This window comes from Lentimicrobiaceae bacterium, from assembly GCA_020636745.1.
Lineage (GTDB): Bacteria > Bacteroidota > Bacteroidia > Bacteroidales > Lentimicrobiaceae > Lentimicrobium.
Genome location: JACJXH010000002.1, coordinates 278,060 through 297,933 on the forward strand (window position 1 = coordinate 278,060; position 19,874 = coordinate 297,933).

The 19,874-nt window shown below is 40.0% G+C and carries 11 protein-coding genes; all 11 read right to left on the reverse strand.

What is annotated here, in order from left to right:
- Nucleotides 1–11: 11 nt before the first annotated feature.
- Nucleotides 12–2,189 (reverse strand): S46 family peptidase, encoded by a 2,178-nt coding sequence (locus H6541_04010; GenBank protein MCB9014936.1) that lies wholly within the window; start codon nucleotides 2,187–2,189, stop codon nucleotides 12–14.
- A 207-nt stretch (nucleotides 2,190–2,396) separates the two neighbouring features.
- Nucleotides 2,397–4,055, reverse strand: a complete 1,659-nt coding sequence (locus H6541_04015) for a Zn-dependent hydrolase (GenBank protein MCB9014937.1) — start codon at nucleotides 4,053–4,055, stop codon at nucleotides 2,397–2,399.
- Between the two features lie 155 nt (nucleotides 4,056–4,210).
- Nucleotides 4,211–4,987 (reverse strand): HAMP domain-containing histidine kinase, encoded by a 777-nt coding sequence (locus tag H6541_04020; protein MCB9014938.1) that lies wholly within the window; start codon nucleotides 4,985–4,987, stop codon nucleotides 4,211–4,213.
- Between the two features lie 488 nt (nucleotides 4,988–5,475).
- A complete protein-coding gene (locus tag H6541_04025) occupies nucleotides 5,476–6,162 on the reverse strand; it encodes a hypothetical protein (GenBank protein MCB9014939.1) in 687 nt (228 codons plus the stop codon).
- A 22-nt stretch (nucleotides 6,163–6,184) separates the two neighbouring features.
- Nucleotides 6,185–7,285: a hypothetical protein gene (locus H6541_04030; protein MCB9014940.1), complete on the reverse strand. Its 1,101-nt coding sequence runs from the start codon at nucleotides 7,283–7,285 to the stop codon at nucleotides 6,185–6,187.
- Between the two features lie 5 nt (nucleotides 7,286–7,290).
- Nucleotides 7,291–8,613 carry an OmpA family protein gene (locus H6541_04035; GenBank protein MCB9014941.1) on the reverse strand — a complete coding sequence of 441 codons (1,323 nt, stop codon included), beginning with the start codon at nucleotides 8,611–8,613 and terminating at the stop codon, nucleotides 7,291–7,293.
- Between the two features lie 70 nt (nucleotides 8,614–8,683).
- Nucleotides 8,684–9,337, reverse strand: coding sequence for a hypothetical protein (locus tag H6541_04040; protein ID MCB9014942.1), 654 nt, complete (start codon nucleotides 9,335–9,337; stop codon nucleotides 8,684–8,686).
- A 191-nt stretch (nucleotides 9,338–9,528) separates the two neighbouring features.
- Nucleotides 9,529–11,658, reverse strand: a complete 2,130-nt coding sequence (locus H6541_04045) for a T9SS type A sorting domain-containing protein (GenBank protein ID MCB9014943.1) — start codon at nucleotides 11,656–11,658, stop codon at nucleotides 9,529–9,531.
- Nucleotides 11,659–11,669: 11 nt separating this feature from the next.
- Nucleotides 11,670–13,241, reverse strand: coding sequence for a T9SS type A sorting domain-containing protein (locus tag H6541_04050; GenBank protein MCB9014944.1), 1,572 nt, complete (start codon nucleotides 13,239–13,241; stop codon nucleotides 11,670–11,672).
- A gap of 133 nt (nucleotides 13,242–13,374) precedes the next feature.
- Complete coding sequence (locus H6541_04055; GenBank protein ID MCB9014945.1) at nucleotides 13,375–17,235, reverse strand: S8 family serine peptidase; 3,861 nt, start codon at nucleotides 17,233–17,235, stop codon at nucleotides 13,375–13,377.
- 681 nt (nucleotides 17,236–17,916) lie between these two features.
- A complete protein-coding gene (locus H6541_04060) occupies nucleotides 17,917–19,704 on the reverse strand; it encodes a tetratricopeptide repeat protein (GenBank protein ID MCB9014946.1) in 1,788 nt (595 codons plus the stop codon).
- Nucleotides 19,705–19,874 lie beyond the last annotated feature (170 nt).

Below are 19,874 nucleotides of genomic sequence, written 5' to 3' on the forward strand. Positions count from 1 at the left end.
AGTTCGAATCTTTATTTGTTTTTCACAAATTTAAGCTCATCAATCAGATTTTGTGCATTGGCAAATTTGTCGATAATAAACATTACATAGCGGATATCAACATTGATGGTGCGCTGTAATTCAGGCTCAAAGGCAATATCACCGCTCATGGCTTCCCAGTTGCCGTCAAAAGCCAGACCAATCAGGTCGCCATTACCATTCAGAATCGGGCTGCCCGAATTTCCGCCGGTAATATCGTTATTGCTCAGGAAACATACCACCATGCGGCCATCTTTGTCGGCCCATCTGCCATAGTCTTTTTTCTCATAAAGCTCTTTAAGCTTAGCAGGAACGATAAACTCATCATTGGTAGGATCTTCTTTTTCAATGATACCTTCCATATATGTGTGAAGGTCATAATGTACGGCATCGGCCGGATAATAATCAAGTACCTGACCATAAGTAACACGCATGGTTGAATTGGCATCAGGATAATACACTTTATCGGGATTTGATTTCCGCAGTGCGTCAACAAACAGTCGCTGGGCTTTTTTCAGTTTCTGTTGTTGTGGAGCAGCATTCATATTTTGCGTCATAAAAGAATTGTAGAACGAATTGGTGGTTTTATACGCCAAATCGTTTTCAAAAACCTTCAGAGATGGTTTAGCAAGGAATGCTTTGTATTTTTCAGGAGTAGCAAGTACTGATGTTTCAAACATTTTTTTGGCAAACAGCTTCACGTCTCCTTTGTATTTCTTATCAATCAGGTTGAAGATGTCGGGCAATGCATCAGCAGGTAAATCCTGGCGATACATTTCCAGAATAGCGGCCACAATTTTTTCTTCTGTAGCTGCATTGTAGTCTTTAAACTGTTCTTCGCCCATTTCGTAAAACGGAGCCAGTGATGACTGCAGTTCTTCCCCTTTTTGTCCGCTTTTGAGGATATTTATCATTCCCTGTGTTTTCATAGGGAAACCCATAGCCTGTGATCCAAAGAATGAAATGGACAGATACCAGAGATTGGTGTTGAATTTGGTTTCAGCCTGCTCATTATAAACATCAGTTAAATCCTGAAGTACAGTTCCGTAAATTTCTTTACGGCTTTCGTCAGCATTTATCCAGGCCGATAAAGCATTTTCGATTTCTTTTTTCTTGTCATAAACGTCAAGGCGTTTAAGTCCGCGGCTTTCGCCGATTTTATTCTTCCAGAAATTGGCGAGGCCTGCGTAGTTAGAAGCGTACTGAATGCGTACTTCGTCACTTTTATCCATGTCGGATTTCATGATCTCAAGGATTTTGCCTCCCACTTTGATAATGGCAGGGTTTATTTCGTTGAGCGTAGCCTGAATGCCGTGTGAAGTGCGGTAGCGGTCAGTACTTCCCGGATAACCCCAAATCATAGCATAGTCGCCACGTTCGGTGCCATCAAGAGAAATTTTTAAAGAGTGTTTGGGTTTTAGAGGAATGTTTTCTTTTGAATAAGTAGCCGGTTTCCCGTCGGGGGCTGTATATACCCTGAAAATACTAAAGTCACCTGTATGACGTGGCCACATCCAGTTATCTGTATCACCTCCAAATTTTCCAATAGCTGAAGGAGGGGCTCCTACCAGGCGAACATCGCTATAAACTTCATAAACAAAGCGATAGTACTCGTTGCCATTGTAAAAACTTTTAATCGAAACATCATATTTTCCATCAGCTGATTCTTCTTTCTTCAGTGCTTCAACAGCCTTACCTATGGCAGCTGAACGCTCGCTTTCGCTCATTTCTGAAGTAACATCACTTAAAACGCGTGAGGTTACGTCATCCATTTTTACAAGAAAAGATACAGTAAGTCCTTCATTTGGTAGCTCTTCCTGAAGGCTGCGTGCCCAAAAACCATCTGTCAGATAATCATGTTCTATTGAACTGTGGGTTTGAATTGCGTCATAACCACAATGATGATTGGTAAATAAAAGTCCTTTGTCAGATACTACTTCGGCAGTACAAAAGTTACCCAGGTTTACAATGGCATCTTTCAGGCTGGAGTGGTTGATGTCATAAATTTCCTGAGGCGTGAGCTTCAGCCCCATTTTCTGCATGTCAACATAGTTGAGCCTTTCGACAAACATAGGCAGCCACATACCTTCGTCGGGTGGGTTACCAGCTCTCAGGCCGGCGCTCAAGCCAGCCAGAATCATCAGCGTAAAGAGAATTTTCTTCATTTGCATTTGAATGTTAAATTTGTTTATAGTTGTTTCTTCCTGATTCAATAAAAATTGCCCGGCTGCCCGGGCTATAATGCCAGTGCAGGTCTAAAACCATGCCAATATTGTAAATGCCACAAAACCAAATACATGCCTGAAAGAGCTGGTGAAAGCTATTTCAGGCATGTCCGTTTTTGCAACAAGACTGTTCGGTATTGTACAGGCCTGTGATTAAAGGCCTAGCTGACTTTTACCTTGTTCAAACACAATGTCAACAGGAATGCTGGCTTCTTTCAGCTTGTCAAGATCGGCCTGTAACTGTGTTGGAATAGTCGATTTGGTTTTGATAAGCTCTTTCACCTGGTTATAATCTCCATCGCCCTGCAGCGAAAGAATCATTCCTCCTAAACTTTCAACGGCGAGTTTCATGTTATCAAAGTTTACAAGATAAGTGCCGTTTGCCTGATAGGTAAATGCATTGTTTTCGGCAAAGTGAGCGAAAGTAAGCATGTTGGCTTTTCCATGGGCGCTTGCGGCACCAAACCTGACCGAACGGAAGATACCGGCCATAAAGGTTACGTAGTTGTCCATTACTTCACCTTCTTTCAGTTCGCCCATTTCATAAAGTTTGGTAACCAGATAAAGTCCGAGGATATCAGCTTTGGCTTCTTCAATAGCAGAATATTGCTCTTTGAGGGCTTCACGCACAGTACCTTTGCCGTTGAGGGTGTTTTTGATGCCAAGTCCATGGGCTACTTCGTGGAACATGGTATTGCCAAAGAAGGCGTCAAACTTGATGTATTGGCGCTGCGACGGGTCGATGAGCATATTGGAAATCGGCACCAGAATTTTGTCGAATTTGGCTTTCATGGCATTTTTCAACTGAAGTTTGCGCGAGCCTTTTTTTAGCTGAACCTGTTCGTCGTTTGGCAGGTTGATGGCAATGGTTTTGCTGCCGGCATTGCAATCGCCCCTGTAATAAACAACATCGTATGCGTTTAAATCGGCATCAGATCCCGGAACTTCATTTTTGTATTTTTGGTCAACCGGTAATCCTTTTTGCAATTCAGGCAACAAGGCTGCAAAATGTGCCAAACGCTGGCTCCATTCCACATCTTTAATCAGGATAAAGGATTCCTGCGCGGCTTTTTTGCCAAAAAGGGCATCTTCATAATTCTCAATCGGTCCAACTACAAAATCTATATTTGAAGTTTTCATATCCATCCATGCAAAGTCGCTTTCCTGGTATTTATCGGTCAGCAGGGCTTCGGCGCGAAGTTCAAGATATTTCTTCAGCCCGGCATCTTCGGCAAGGACTGCGGCTTGCTTTATCAGTTCGGCTGCTTTCGTAATTTTGAATGCATATGCATCATGATACCAAACTACGCGCAATGAGCTGTCTCCATTGCGGCGAATAAGCGTGTAAAGGCTCGACTTATCAGGGTTTTGAAGCGCATCAAATTCTTCTTTGGTCATATCTACCGGATAAAAATTGGCTCCCAGTGGCTTTTCGCCGATGCCATTGATAAACGATTTGTTCCCATTGAGCCTGTCCCATGGGCCATAGTTGATTTCGGCAAATTTACGGGTGGCTTCGTCGCTGATACGTGAAAGAAAAGCCTCTTTATTTCCTATGGTTTGCTGCCAGTAAATATCATCCATCAGCTGCGCAGCTTCGAAAAGCAGCGGAAGCATTTGTTTTTCTTTATCTGAAAGGTGACTGATGTCGGCAGTAAGCTGAACACTGGCATAGGAGGCAAGTCTTTGTTCTACATTGGCTGCCGGGTCGGCTGTAAGAGCTTCGCCTGGTGCAATTATGCCCTGATAATTATCTTCCATTTCCTGTTCGGTTTTAATGCTTTTTCCGCAGCCGGCAACCATGGCCAGCATACTTACAACCGCAACAACGGTTATGACTTTGCGCAACATAATGGTTTTGAATTTGGTGGGTTAATGTTTTTAACGGGGCTAAAATACAGATTTTAAGGCAAAAAATACGGAATACCCTGAGAAAGCTATTGGATAAGCCGGATAATACACAATGATTATTCAGCCGGGCTGATTGGCAAACTTATACTAAAGGTGCTTCCTTTTCCGACTTCACTTGTGGCCGCAATGGTTCCGCCATTCTTTTCCATAAATTCGCGGCAAAGGATAAGGCCGAGGCCTGTGCCTTTTTCGTTGGCTGTGCCTTTGGTCGTTGGAAGATTCTCATTTAATTTAAAAAGACTTTGCCTTACGTCTTCTGTCATTCCGGTTCCAAAATCGGCAACAGATATGGTTAACATATTGTTTTCTGTTTCAGCATTCAATTTAATTTCGCTGCCAGGATATGAAAATTTAATGGCATTTGACAATAAATTGCGCAATACAGTGCGCATCATGTTTAAATCAGCTGTAAGGCTGATGTTTTCTGTATAGGAAGTAGAGATAGTTATTTGCTTGATTTTTGCCTGAGATATGGTCTGTTTTACTGATTCAAGTATGAGACTGTTGAGGGTAAAGGTCTCAGGGTTAAAAATGGTTTTGCCGAGCTGGCTTTTGGTCCATGCCAGCAAGTTGTCGAGCAGCTGGTAGGTCGATTCGGTTGAATCAAGTATCTGGCCAATCATCATCTTGCGCTCATCGTCAGAAAAATCGTCGTACTCATCCTGAAGCAACCGGGCAAACCCAAGAATGCTGGTGAAAGGGCTGCGCAAATCATGTGCAATGATTGAAAAAAATTTGTTTTTAGTCAGATTGATTTCCTTGAGCTGCTCTTCTGCCAATAGTTGTTCAGATTGTTTACAATCCTTTTTTGTGTCGGATAATTCTTGTTCCATTTTGTTATGGCGGAATAAAAGGTATTGATGAATAAATTTACATTCGAATGTTCAACAAACTGGCAAAATCAGGGTCTATTCAATCGCTTCCAGTTATTGAAGCTTTATAGTTTAATAACGCCAATTACGGTCTTATATTACCCGGTGAATCCGAGCTTAAGCATTAAGTAAAGGTGGTAATGAAAAAATAATTTCAACCTCTTTTCCTTTGTGCCATATATAGTCATTCGCACCGTAACAATTGTTATTGAATTAGTTATTTCGGTTACAGGAAGATAAAGGTAACACAATTATTACAACCTGATTCAATTTGATAATTATTTATAACAAATACGAGGTCTCATTTTTTACACATAAATGTGGACGAATGAGTAAATGGGTAGTGCTTATTTATGCTCGAGTGTTAAAACCGGCAAAAACAAGATGGTTCAGGTTTTTGCCGGTTTATAGCTATGTAGTTGCTGTTAAAAAATGCTCAGGTCTGCTTATTAAGGGATTTGAGGCATTTCACTGATGGTAATTCCGGCGGGCACTTCAAATTTATTGTCCGGAATGCTGATATTTTCTTCAAATTTTGTGGCTTCCATGGTGTAAACCTCATTGACCATTTTTAGCGGAATTCCTTTGTAATACCACATTTTGGTTTTCAGCATCTGGTCTTCGTCTCCCTGTTCGTTTATCTCTACCACAATGCAATCCTTGCCAAGAAATGTTTCGTTGCTGAGAATTTTTCCGCCTTCTTTCTCAATCATCTGACGAAAAGTCACATCATTGTCTGATTTTATCATATCAGTCGGGTCTTCACCCATTTCACCATCCTTACTTTTAAATCCTGTTTTATTGGTCAGGTTGATGATGTAACTCCAGCCATCTTTCATAATCATCATTGATTTGTCCATGTTTTTCATTCCCATCATTTCGCTCTGCGTTTCAGTGTAGACTGCCTGACGGTCATGCTCATTGTCAATCCACTGTGTCATGGTAGAAGTACTTTTCATATCCTGCGCATTTACCGTGGTTTTATACTCAATGAAAAAGGTTTTGATTCCGGCCATTTCTTTGGCTACATCTTCTATTTTTGAGTCGGCATTGGTTTTGGTGCCGCCACCACAGGATGACAATACAGCGAATGAAAAGCCAAAAGTTGCAATGGCAATGGTTTTGAGTACGTTCATTTTGAAAAATTTAAGGTTTATTTCAGAGTTGAATTTGTTTAATAATCTGTTCAAGTTTCTGTTGCGACATTGGAATGCCTGTAATGATATACAGAACACTTTGATACTCAGGCATGTGATAAAGCAAGGCTCTGGAATTCACCGGCGTACCGTCATCTTCATTGGTAATACGAAGATAAACGGCATCATGACCGTTGAATGAATAGGTGTTTTCAACCACCATTCCTTCACCACCTTCGGCCATTTCGTAGAAACGAGGTTCGTTTTCCATCATGATGACTACCTGGTCGGTTTCGCTTTTTACATAAGTAGTGAGGTAAATATTATCCGAGTTATCTGTAAGAAATAATTGATAACCAGGAATGTTAAGATTTGAGGTGGCTGTTTTGAATTTTTCGTAGTTCAGTCCCGGTGGTGGGCCAATCGCTGGATCATCCCCGGGTTCCATTTCACCGAAGAGGCTTCCTAATCCTCCCATAGCTTGTTGTTCGGTAATGGTTATGCCCGACGGTACTTCAAATGCATTTTCCGGAATGCTTACGTTTTCCTGCACAGTTAGTGCTGTTTCGGTAATATCCATTCCCCAGGCTGTACTTTCGCTTTTTAAAATTACGCCTTTGTACATCCACATTTTTACGCCCATCATGTCAAAAACCCAGCAGTTTTTGTTCAGGAAGCTTTCATTGCCATGCCAGGTGCCTCCGTTTTCTTCCACAAAGCGTTTCATGCCTTCCTGGCCACGGTATTTTTCAAGGTCGCCAGCCATTGCCATCCCGGCTGGTTGAAAAGCCCTGGCTATTTCGGCGACATTCATTTTCGTTCCTTCGTGTGTCAACAGGTTGATGGAGTATCCAAAATCACCATTGAGCAGGTCAAGGGTATGTTTGTCTTCGGTGGTTGTGTTCCCCATGGCGGTCATGGTGAAAGTTGAAATCTCTTCTTTAGCTTCTTTGGCGCCGAAATCGTCAATTTTTAGGGTTTTGGTTCCTGTTGTTCTGGAGCCCATTCCTGACGATTCAAAAGCATAGGTAATGATGATGGATTTGAATTCGTACCGTTTTACCGGCTGAGCCTGCAGCACAATGGCTGCCATCAGCAACAGGCTTGTATATAGCGTCTTCATATAGTTTAGAATTTTACAAATTCAACCCTGCGATTCTGTGCCTTACCTTCCGGCGTGTCGTTGCCTGTCATGGGTTTGCTTTCGCCCCAGCCTTTTGAAGTCAATCGGTTGGCAGCAATTCCCATTTCAACCATTTTTTCCATAACAGCTTTTGAACGGGCTTCTGAAAGTTTCTGATTTGATGCATCGTCGCCATCGCTGTCGGTATGGCCTTCAACCGAGAAATTAAGCTCAGCATGATCCTGCATCATTTTAACTACGTAATTGATGGTGCCCATTGATTCAGGCTTGATGGTTGATTTGTTGACATCAAATTTAATACCGGTGGTTATAAACTTACCGTCGGTAAGAAATTTGTCGTACAAAGGCACTGCCCCTTTACCAATGCGGATGTTTTTGATGAAGTAGTATCCTGTTTTCTGGCTGGTTGTTCCAATGGTTAACCCTGTCGGATTTTCTTCAATATTAGGAATATTGAGCAGGCGTGCATCATCCATATAAACTTTTAAAGCTCTTTTATTGAATGAAATAGCTATATGACGCCAACGGGCATTTTTATCAATATTTGAACGGTTGGCACCTGGATAAATGCCCTGAATGTCGGTAGTACCATATTGAGCTTCATTTGTTGATAAAACAAGTCTTTTTAAAACTGGTTTTTGCTTTTTTGCAGCATAAAAGCTCACATAGTAACGTTGGTTGTAAACTTCTTTCTCGAAATAACAATCAAACTCTATAGTAAACTCATCGGGCAGGTAATCACTTTTACTGTCCTTAAGCAAAGGGGTAATGCCGCCAGTATTCCCAATCTCCCTGAAATAAATTACGTTTGAGTTGTCGAAAGAGGCGTTTTCAATCACACCTCCTGCCAAGTCCCATTTTGAAGGAAACTCACCGTTTTGTTCCCCATCCTGATTATCTTCGAAAATAATTTCTGTGCCCGGAACAAAGTCATATTTGGCCCATGACAATACCGGAGATGGTTTTTCGGGTTCCTGAGGGGTTGGCTGTGATTCCTGATTTTGTTTTTCCTGTGTGTTTTCCGCTTTATTGTTATCAGTTTTATTGTCTGATTTATTGTTTTTCTTGTTGTCGTCTTTTTTGCTGTCTTTACCATCGCCCTTAACCGAGTTGTCAATGCCATCTTCAACGGCATCCAGCGATTTGTCAACACCTCTGTCAATGCGGCGTCCAACCCGGTTTTCAACATTGCGTTCTGCTTTTTTAACGCTCCGATCAACAACTTTGTTCAGGTTTATCTGAGCCTTAACATTCATGGTAGCGATAATGAGCACCAGCATCATCATCATTTTAGTAGTCATTTTCATGGATAGAGTTTTGTTTGGTATGGATGATAAGTTGCTTAATTTGGTTTTTTTTGAAACTTGTTTCTGTTGACTATTCGCGATAAGGGGCAATTCTTCGGTAGCCTGAAGGCCGGATAAATAAACTATCCTGAACAATCGTATCGGTGACGAATATAGTGACAATTTCGTTATGAAGAAATCCGTTATTATTCGTTTCAATAGCCATTGGCTGTTGTTCGTAATTCCATAATACTCCTCCTTTTATACAGGTTTTTTTGCACTTATAACCTGCAATAAACTTTAAATCAGCGGAGTCGGGCTCCGATTTAACTTCCGGTGAAATGAGCAGCCACCAGGCAGTATAAGGAAATGCTTCAAAATTCTGAGGACTGATGTCTTTGGCTGCCAGAACCATGCAGGAACTGTCGGCTGTATCGTAAATATACAGCGAATCGCCATCAAAATAATCGCGGATGTATCTTACTGATAATGATGGATGGCCGGAAAGCGTATTTTTTGTCTCAATTTTCGATATTACAGCCATTTCTCTTTGGGCTCTTGTTGCCAGATAGCGCTCAATCCTTATTTGCTGTTCGCCATCACTCAATTGACCCTTTAATTGGGCAAATATATTTAAAGGAAAATTTAATCCGGTTCTATACTGATGCCAGTTTTTGCATCCCGCCAGCAAAAACAGGATACTCAGAAAAACGGGAAAGCGGATGATTTTCCTTAATGATTGCACTGTGTTATTTTTCGGCAAAATTCCGGGAAGTGCTGCAAAAGACAAAATTCCGGACTATGACAATGCTATGACAATGTAAGAAAAACGCCAGATTCAGGTTATAAACAGAAAAAACAGGGGGCTGGCTATTGTTGTTTCAGAAAATTACCATCCGGGTTATTCTGCTTTTTGGTAAGCCTTGATTCGGGTTATTACTGTTTTTGAATTACCAATTTCCCCTGTAATGTGCGCTTGCCTGTTTCAATCCTTGTCAGATAAATTCCTTTGTTTAACTGGCTTACATTTAAAGGGATGCATTGTGTGCCGGGTTTTATTCCCTGAAAGCTTTCGCTTAAGATAATTCTGCCGCTTATATCCAGAATCTGTATCAGTAAATTTTCAGCCTCCGGTTGGTTAAACTCAACAAAACAATGCTCATTGGCCGGATTTGGAAAAAGATGCAACACAGATTTATCCGGAACAGCAAAAGCATTGGGTATCCCGACGGGCATTTCAGTTTCACTGGAAAGCAGTGTGCCATTTTCGCCGCCAATTAATCCAAAATTCTGGTAAAAGTGTACTTTGTGTAAATCATTCAGGGTGTTGCTTTGAACACTTGTCCACACCGTACCGTTAAAGTGGAGTAAAGTCCCGTTTTTGCCTGCTGCCCAGCCATTATTGTCTTCATTCATATAAACTGAAAGCAGATCATCACTGGTAACAGCTGCAAATTCAGACCATTGCTGGCCATCAAAATGGGCTATCAGGCCATTATCTCCCACTGCATAAATGTTCATATAATCTGCTACACATAAGTCGTTGAAGGCTCCGGTAGCGGTTTCGTATGCTGTGCTCCAGTTATCCTGTAAGAAATCGTTATAATAAATGATGCCTTTGACGTCACCTGCCAGCCGTTTGGTTGACATCCATGCTGCGTGGGTTTGATATGCGGGAGTATGCATGGCTACCGGAACATCCTGCATGAATTTGAAAGCCGTGATACTGTCACCAGTCTGCAAATTAAACGTGTTCCAGTTGTTTTCAATCTTTGTGTAAAGCATGTTATACGATGCAATTCCAATATCGTAAGATGTAATATCCATACCCGAAACCGGCATGTAAATGCCATCCTCACCCGGAATGGTTACCTCTGACCATACACCATTATAGCATGAAAAGAGTTTTGAATCAAAGTTATATGGTGGTGGCAGTTCATGTTTTTTAAAGGCAGAAGCCCATCCTGACAGCTCATCTGTAAATACAACCTTGTTAAATCTGTAACCTTCCACTCTCAGTTCATTGGTCCAGCTGCCGGCCTGATAATGCCAGATGCCATCGGAGCCACAGGCAAAATAGCCATTGTTGGCCCGGGTAAAGTCAATATCGAGGATGCTGTCGGTGGTAAAGCCGTTTGAAACACTCCAGTTACCATCAAGTCCGTGGTAAATAAATCCTGAGGTGTCGCAGATATATGCTTCATTTTCACTGATGGTTTCAACCGAAGTTAATTCTCTGCCGAAATTAGCTGTAAATTCTTTGTTCCAGTTGCTATCCGAATATTTGTACACTGAGGGATAAGTATCCGAGATAGGGGCTTTCTGGTTTTGAATGCCAAAGCCTTTCTGATTTCCGGCAAATGAAATTCCTGAATTAACTCCGCCTGCATTCTGCACTTGCCAGCCTTTTCCGGCGTTCAGGTATAACAGCCCGTTACCTTCAATATCGTACCCGTTTAGCCATGTGGTTGAAGGACCTGTCATTTCAAGTGTATTGAAAAACAGGGTATTGCCATTCTTGAACGTCAGATCTTCTGTCCATTCTCCATTGATAAAATGGTAAAGGCTGCTTGAAGAGCTTCCGGCCCAACCTTCCTCTGGCGTATAAAAACTTATAGTTTTCAGACCGCTGATATTTTCCTGCATCTGCCAGGAGTTGCCGTCGTAAAAAAGAATAGCTTCGCCAACTGCCCATCCGTGTGTTTCGTCCACAAAGCAAACATCAGTAATTGTGTGAGAGGTCGGACTTTCCTGCTGAACCCAGTCATTCCCGTTGAATTTAAGTATAGCGCCGTTGTCGCCAACAGCCCAGGCAAGGGCAGGGGAGAGGTTTTCAACAGCATTCAGGTTAACAGAAACAGGACTCTCTGCCTGTGTCCAGATGCCGTTGTTCAGATGCAGAATAATACCGTTATCGGCTACGGCTATGCCCCTGTCGGGTGCTGAAAAACTGATGTCGTTTAAGTGGTGGTGCCCGTTTGATGGATTGATCCAATGCCATGACTGTGCTAAAAGAGAACTTTGAAGGAGGTAGCAAAGGATGATAAAAAAATAGTATTTCTTCATGATAAAATGGTTTAAAAAGAACGCATGATTAAAAGTTTGTTGCTGCCGATAATGCTGTTGCGATCAATAAGCTGAACGAAATATATACCGGGTGAAAGGTTATGTGTATGACATCTGTAAGAATTCTCTTCATATTGAGGAATTGATTCCTGCACAAGTTTTCCATTTAAGTCGTAAAACCTTACTCTGGGAGTTGTGAAATTGCCTGATTTGTACTCTTCCGGTATTGTAATTCCAACAAATTCGTTGGCCGGGTTAGGGTATAATCGTATACGTCCTTCTTTCATAATTACAGGTTTTTTAACCCCTACAAAAGGATTGCATTCCGGTGTGTCGCAACCCAGGCTGTCTAATCGCATGATCCACATAGATTGTTCTGCTGTTGGACTTAAAAGGTTTTGGCTACAACCTATCAACAATAGGCTATTCTCAGATCCTGTATTTGCATGGCTGAAATAGTTTAATTGTGTACCGTATTCGTCTTCATATATGTAATGCCTCATCCAAAGGCTATCACCGTTTTCATTTAATTTAAGCAAAAAAGCTCTCGTATATCCCCAGCCATATGTACTAGTATCAGTGATCCAGGCGTCACCCCCTATCAAATAAGTGTTATCAGGTAAATGAGTGATAGACAACACCTGATTTCCCATATATGATCCTCCGTAATCCCTGGTCCATAATTCATTTCCATTGTTATCCATCTTTACCACCCTGATTTGTGTGAGGGATGATGGAACAGGATAAGGAGGTGCCTGATAAGTAGCATGGCCATATCCTACCAGGATATTACCATCATTGGAAACAGATGTGATTGCCTGTAGATCGTCATAAACCGAACCGTTTTGCCAAATCCACTCCTGATTGCCCTGACTATCGGTTTTTATGACCAATGGGTCGCTGGAATAATTGGTTTTTGAATTGGTAGAGCCGCCAATTACATATCCATTGTCAGTTGTTTGTGCAACGGTAAAGCACAGATTGTTCACATCAAGTTTATATATTTTATACCACTGCAAGTTAAAAAGTGAATCTGTTTTATACAAAAATATCCCATCACTTTCGCCCTGCAATGGGTTGATATAATGGAAAATTTCACCACAAAGTATATATTCACTATTCGGTAAAATATCAATTGACCTTAATATGGTTTGAAATGTATCAACCATAAAGAACTTTGTAAATATCGTATCAAAATTCTGATCTAATATAAATATGAAACCTTCATCATTTGATTTTTCTTTTGTTCCAATAACAATATATGAGCTATCCCCTATCGGATGAAATCCACCACGACATGGGTAGTATTTTGTAAAAGGTTCTTTGTATGTGTTTTGATAATTGATTAATCCATCACTATTAAGACATCCAATAAGCATTGCTTTATCATTAGTAAAATAATTATCACCACCACCGATTGCTGTAAGGTGTATAGCGCCATCTTTACTGAAAACAGCCGTTCCAGCTGACCAGATATTTAACGGATTTAGAAGAAAATTTGAATAGACCGGTTGAGCTTGAATACAGGGATTGTTGACAATTAATAACATCAGGTAAATGAAATAATATTTTATTGTTTTCATTGAGGTCGTTAGTTAGTTCCTTAAGAAGTGGACTTAGCCTTTAAAAAAACACCCAACCTGCCTTATATAGCAGGCAGGGTGTTTAAAAGTAATCAGATAGAAATTAATACATAATCAGAATAAAACACTCTGATTACTGTACAGTTAATTTCTTGCTTGTAAGGATGCGATTTTGAGTTATTAAATTACAAATATAAATCCCTTTCTGCAATGAAGTAAGATCAACTATTACACTGTTCTTGTTTCCATGAAGTTCCATTGTTTTAACGATTCTTCCGGTTGCATCAATAATTTCAAAAACAGCAAGAGTATTTTCGATAGCTTGTAAATTATATTCAACTGTTATCCATTGTGATGAAGGGTTTGGATAAATAATTAGTTGACTGCTATTTACACCATTATTATTGCGAAAAATTCTTGTTGATTTATACATTTCATCTGGTAGTATGATAGGCTCTTTATATTGCATCGATCCATTTGAAATCAGAATACTTCTTGAACAGGATGCCACAAGATCATCGCCTTCAGCAAGAACTTCAAGTTCAGCTATTTCTGAAGTGCTAAGTTCAAATATAGTTCGTCCTTCATTAATCAAAACATTATAGAATTGAAGATAATCAAGCATTTTATTCCTTAACTCTAATTCTGTAATGCCGAGATCGGATGAGTTTATTGAATTTATTGTATTCAAAGCATCTGATATCTCGTTTGTTTTCAGGTATTCAAAGGCCAGTTGAATAAAGGCACCAGGTCTGTTTCTGCTACTTAAGAAAAGCAATAAACTATCATTTGATGCAGTTGTGTCAGTTCTGTACTGGTATATCAGTTCTTTTTCTGCTAATGATGCTTCCAGGCGAAACAATGAAATCTGAAGTTCCAACGACTCCTTAGCAGATAGTATATTAAATCCTTCCTCGATTTGAGCCATCATAAATTCGGGTAACTGATTTTCCCTGTTTCCGACAAGATCCATAAGCTCCGGACTTTTTGCAGCATGTGGATTAGATACCATCACATCTCTGATCATTGCTTCATTCAGAACATCTTCCTTATCAATGGCAGCAGACAGGACATCATTAGAAACAAAAGAACCGGTTTGCATAAGTTCCTGATAAACAGAATATGCTTCATCAGGTGTACTGGAGAAAACAATGTTTTCTAATAAATCTGTATTTCCCTGATCAATGGTTTCGGTCAGTATCTCATTCAATGCTTCAGCAGAAGCTTCTTTCTCCTCAACAAAAGATTTAAGTTCCTCCTTCTCGGTGGGAATAACTAAAGAACAAGATGTGCCTGGTTGATAGCCCCATTGAGCATCAGACAGTGAGATAGTTGAATTAGTATAATACCATGGAATCAATTCAGGAAAATCCTGAGATGGTGAGTGATGAACATAGATAATGTTCTGTAATTCATTGTGATAGTCACTGGTTGTCCCTGGAAAAGCATGGCCAAACAAATTACCGGCAGGAGACATAGTATTTTGATTGGTCCCCTGGTAATACCCTATACCATATCCGGCTGAGTTTTGAGTTCCGGTTACTGCAACATCACTTTTATTATGAGTGAAAACATTGCACTTAATGACTAACCCGGTTTCGGGAGTCAAGCTTCCTCTATTCTGATTTTGTGCTAGTATTCCAACTTTTAAATTGCTGAATGAGTTGTCATTAATAAGATTATAGGCTGAACCGGAGTTATTAACAATAATTCCGGTAATCTTTCTAATCTGATTTGAATTTTGAAAGTTACGGAAAATATTATTTTCAATTTTGTAGCCAGAACACCCGTTCATATACAATCCATAAGAGATTGGATAATTTGCAGGAACATCCGGGTAATTTAACAGCTCAAAAGTATTGTTCAGAATTCTTAGGTTGTTTGAACCATTCGCGTAAATACCATTAAAAACTTTATTAAAATAAGCGTTCTCAACTTTGAAAGTTTGAACTGGATTTGAAGCTTCAGATTTAATCCCGTAGTACAAATTGTAAAAGTAGGAGTCATATACTGAACCAGATACATTCAGGCTTTTTACGGTAAAATTTGAAAAGTTGCTAAGTATTCCTATTCCATTGTTTTCACTAATAATTTCATTATTTCCAGTGTTGTTACTGAAGCGATTGCCGGAGATATCGCCTAAACTTACATTGTTTAATGTAATAAAAACCAAGCTTGTGATATTTGCCTTGTCCCAAATGAAATTGCAATTCCTTATGAAACTCTTATTTGGCAATTCAAAAGGTGAACTAATTCTTCTATAAGAAGAAAATATCACACCCTTTTTGTTATTAATTAGCGTGGAATTTTCAAGTTCAATTATTCCACCGCCATAAGTAGACAATAATATATCACCAGTTCCTTTTCCAACTTTAATGGCGCGATTAGAATTCGCTATTGTTGTATTATTAGATATTTTGAGAAACCCTTGATTCGAACTTGGCTGTTGATCTAATGCAGAATTTCCCCAAACTTCAATTCCTTCCCAATTCTGTGTGCTATGGCTGGTAATATATGCTCCATCTATGTATAATTTCGCCCCTCTTTCAACTGTAATAACTGCATCATTCTTCAGGTAAATATCCCCTTTTATTGTTAAAGTTCCACCAGGATATATATGAATATAGCTATTCACTACTTTAATATCATTTTCGCCCCAAAGTAAGTTTTGACCATTATAAACATTGAAGTTATTTCCTGGGTCATTGGTAATCTCCTGTGCCTTCAAAACAGCAGCTTCTGCATCTATAAGTCCGGTGCCGATCAACCCAACAAATTGTGGATTTTGAGCATCTATATTCTGTGTAGTTGATTTGATTATATGATAAACCTGTTCAGCAGTGAAATCTGGATTTATCGAGTAAATTAAGCCTGCCAGTCCTGAAACATATGGTGCTGCAAATGAAGTTCCGGAAGATTTGAAACAAGCAAAATTTCCATTATCGTCCCTTCCAATTGAGATTACAGAGTAACCTGCAGCGCAGACATCTACTTTATCGTTGTAAGTGTGAACTGCCCCATCACTATTAATATGGGAAAGATTAGACCCTACACTTGTAACAGACAGAACGCGGTCGAAAGATGCTGGATATAGATAACCATTGCAATTAGGTTGGCATCCTCCTGAATTACAGCTCCCATCTGGGTTGCTTCCATTTCCAGCTCCACAGATTATGAGAGTGCCATTGTCGAAAGCAAGATTTACGGCATCTTCTTGAGCTCTGCTATAGGTACAGCTTCCCCAACTGGCATTTACAACCCTAATTCCTTGTAGTGAAAAATTCAGAATTGCATTATACCCTTCTGACCCCCACCTGCCATCCAGCGCAAGGTGGCAATTATAACCTATGCTGCTCATACCAAGATTATTATTGGTATTTGCTGCCGCAATTCCTGCAACAAATGTCCCATGAATATTGGTATTGTTATTTATACAAAAATCAATTTTACCTGTTAACTCTGGGTTTGTTACATCAAATCCATTGTCTGTTATTCCGATAACTGAGGTGGAATTTCCAGTAGTATTGTCCCAGGCATTCTTGGCATTAATAATATTTAGCGCATAATTTGGGCCAAGTGTACTATCTAATAAATGATAATCATTAGGTGTGTTGGTTAGATAGTATTGTGGAACCAATTCGGTATAGTCGTATGAGTCAAGGAAGTCATTATTTAATGACTGCATGAGAGATTCTTCATCTCCATTGCACTTTAATAGATAAACTCTTTCAAGATCATATTTTTCAGTTTGTGGGAAATTGTCAACAATGGGGAATGCTCTTTCAAATGAGTAAACTTCATACTCTGCCATCAGAGTTTGAATTGTCTGATTACCACATTTAACAATTATTTTTCCCCCTTCCTGTTCAAAAACTGGGATCGAATTTGGGTTAAGGACATAAACGTATAGTTGTCCGTTTTCATTGCCTTGCGCAAATGACTGGGACAAGGAAATTAGTATTAGCAATACTATTAAAGGCAAATATTTTTTCATTGTTTTATAATTTTGTTCAGAAAAATAAGTTTGTATAATTTGTGAAACTTCTTTTATCCATTACGGTGGCACATCTTTATCCGACTGTATAAAAAGGTATTTGCATTTAACAAACCGGATAAGATGTGCGGGCGGATTAAAAGTATAAAGGGAATAAAACTCCTGGGTTATGAATGAATTGCGCAGAATAATCCTCTCTCTCTCTCTCTCTCTACGGCCATTGATAACAGGGATATCTTACGCAAATTCAATATGTAATATAGCGAAAAGTAATTTAGTATTATCATTAATAGATATTTATATAGAAAATGCTAAGTTAAAATATTTTTAAAATAGTCTGGAAATTATTTTCAGTTTAATTATGAATGGGATATAATCAGGTGCGTCCTTCATATCACAGCTAAAAATTCATGAGTAAATGGCTACAATTATTTTTTGTCTGAATTGTCGGGATTTATAGCATTTACATGAGATACAGAGCTTTCATATTTTAAATAGTTGGCTGGATGCCAGGTGGTTGTCTGTTTTTATAAAGAAGCAGATTGAGTGAAACCAATCTGCGATAGCTTGTTTTCTGACAGGGATGCTGATGGAGTCTGGCAATAAACAAGCAGGATAATACCAGTTTCTGAGCAATTCTATACGATGTAAAACGAATTGGTGATATAAAACAAATTAGGACTAAATGATTGAAAGAAAATCATTCAGGTTTGTGTCAGGAGTAATACCGAGCTTTTTTCTCAGGCGGTTTCTGCTTTTGTCTACTGCGGCGGTGGTTACATTCAGCATCTGCGAAATTTCCTTGGTGTTAAGATTGATGGCCAGATAGGCGCAGAGGCGTTCTTCGTTAGGTGTAAGCGAGGGGAACTTTTCTTTCAGTTTCCTGAAAAAGCCGGGATGAACTTCTTCGAAATGGCGGCTGAAGTCCTGCCAGTCGTTGTCAAGGTTAATGTTTTGGTCAATCTGCCTGATTACTTGTTTGAGTTCAGGTGGGCTGGCTTCGGAAGCTTCAAGTTTACTTTTGAGTTCATTGAGTACCTCATTTTTATTGATAAGGTGCAGCGTAGCAGTCGATAATTCCCTTGTTTTGTAAGCCAAATCCATGGTAAGGCGTTCGTGTTCAAGCTGATGAATTTCTTGCTCTTTTATTCGTAAAGCTGTAGTTTGCCTGATAGTGTGGTTGCGAAGTCTTATAATCACTATTAGTAAAAGAAGAACAGTACCTGAAACAATCAGGAGGCCAATCAGCAAACGGCTGCGTTTTTCATGCGCCAGGTTCTTTTCATTCAGCCGGTCAATCAGTTGTTGTTTTTTTTCAGTTTCAAAGCGGGTTTGCAGATTGTTCAGCGCATTTTGTACTTCAACACCTCCGATTGAATCTTTGAGTGAAACATAACGTTCGTGCGACAACAGGGCTTCCTGCCAGCGGCCTGAAGCACGGTATGCTTCGGAGAGATATTTGTGGCCATCCTGTTCTTCGGCAATTAACCCAGCCATATGGGCACGTTTTATTGCCATTTTCAGTAATTCAATCGCCCGTCCGTGTTGTTCAAGTTTAATTAAAATGCGGGCAATAAGAGTTGCTTCGTACACAATTTTATACTCATCGTCTCTTTCAAGCACAATGCCATAGGCACTCTCAGCCATAGGCAAGGCTTCAGCGTAACGGCCCTGTTCATAAAGCATCAAAGCCCTTTCTGAAGTTGCAGTGGCAATTCCTTTGGGATAATCTGCTTCTGCAGAAATCTGATACATGGTGTCATAGTAGGCTGTTGCTTTCTCATAATCACCTTTGATGCGCCAGATGGCCCCCAGGTCGTTATAAATGGCAATGGTTGCCCTCAAGGTCGTATATTCTTCTGTTCGCGATAATGCCAGGGCCTTCATTGCATATTCCTCCCACCGGGCATTATCGCGGCTAATAAACAGTTCACCCAGTTTTTGATAATAAAATGCCAGTTTTCTGTAATCATTGGCTGCTTCTTTCAGCCTGATGGCTTGTAATTCTGTTTCGGCTGCCAGTTCGATGCGTCCGGTTTTTGCGTATTCATCGCCAAGATTTATCAGTATAACTGCCATCGCGTTGGTATCGTGCAATGCTTCGTATAGTTGATATGCTTCTCTGTAAGCAGCTTCTGCCTTGGGCGAACGACCGGTCATACTGTAACATTCTGCCAGATTATTCGAGAGTTTTCCCATCAACCGTTTCTCGTCCAGTTGCTTTGCAATTTTAAAAGCCTGTATGAATAAGACTTCAGCTTTTCGATAACCCATTTTATCGAGCAATGAATCTCCCTTTTGTTGAAGGGCAATGGCCTCTTTTAGATGGTCGTTCCCGTTATTGGTTTTTGTTAAAGTGTTACCAGCCTGACATTTAAAAAAGAAAATGAAGGTGAAAGAAACAAGGATGAATGCTGATTGAATGAAGGTTTTAAAAACTGCGGCTGAACCCGTAATGGAATTGAGCATAGAATTCAATTGAGTGATGTGGTAGATACAACCCGTATTTAAAGCGCAGGTAAAACCCAGATAAACACGTGAATAAACTATTGTTGTGAATACTGTTGGCTCTTTGTTGCTCCGGGTTTTTGCAGCAAAAAGCAAACCCCCGAAACCCAGAACCTCTAAGTTAACTGACC

Coding starts and splice junctions, on each gene's coding strand:
- H6541_04035 (MCB9014941.1), bottom strand. CDS start 8,613: ATGAAAATGACTACTAAAATGATGATGATGCTGGTGCTCATTATCGCT.
- H6541_04030 (MCB9014940.1), bottom strand. CDS start 7,285: ATGAAGACGCTATATACAAGCCTGTTGCTGATGGCAGCCATTGTGCTG.
- H6541_04045 (MCB9014943.1), bottom strand. CDS start 11,658: ATGAAGAAATACTATTTTTTTATCATCCTTTGCTACCTCCTTCAAAGT.
- H6541_04025 (MCB9014939.1), bottom strand. CDS start 6,162: ATGAACGTACTCAAAACCATTGCCATTGCAACTTTTGGCTTTTCATTC.
- H6541_04020 (MCB9014938.1), bottom strand. CDS start 4,987: ATGGAACAAGAATTATCCGACACAAAAAAGGATTGTAAACAATCTGAA.
- H6541_04010 (MCB9014936.1), bottom strand. CDS start 2,189: ATGCAAATGAAGAAAATTCTCTTTACGCTGATGATTCTGGCTGGCTTG.
- H6541_04015 (MCB9014937.1), bottom strand. CDS start 4,055: ATGCTGGCCATGGTTGCCGGCTGCGGAAAAAGCATTAAAACCGAACAG.
- H6541_04060 (MCB9014946.1), bottom strand. CDS start 19,704: ATGCTCAATTCCATTACGGGTTCAGCCGCAGTTTTTAAAACCTTCATT.
- H6541_04050 (MCB9014944.1), bottom strand. CDS start 13,241: ATGAAAACAATAAAATATTATTTCATTTACCTGATGTTATTAATTGTC.
- H6541_04055 (MCB9014945.1), bottom strand. CDS start 17,235: ATGAAAAAATATTTGCCTTTAATAGTATTGCTAATACTAATTTCCTTG.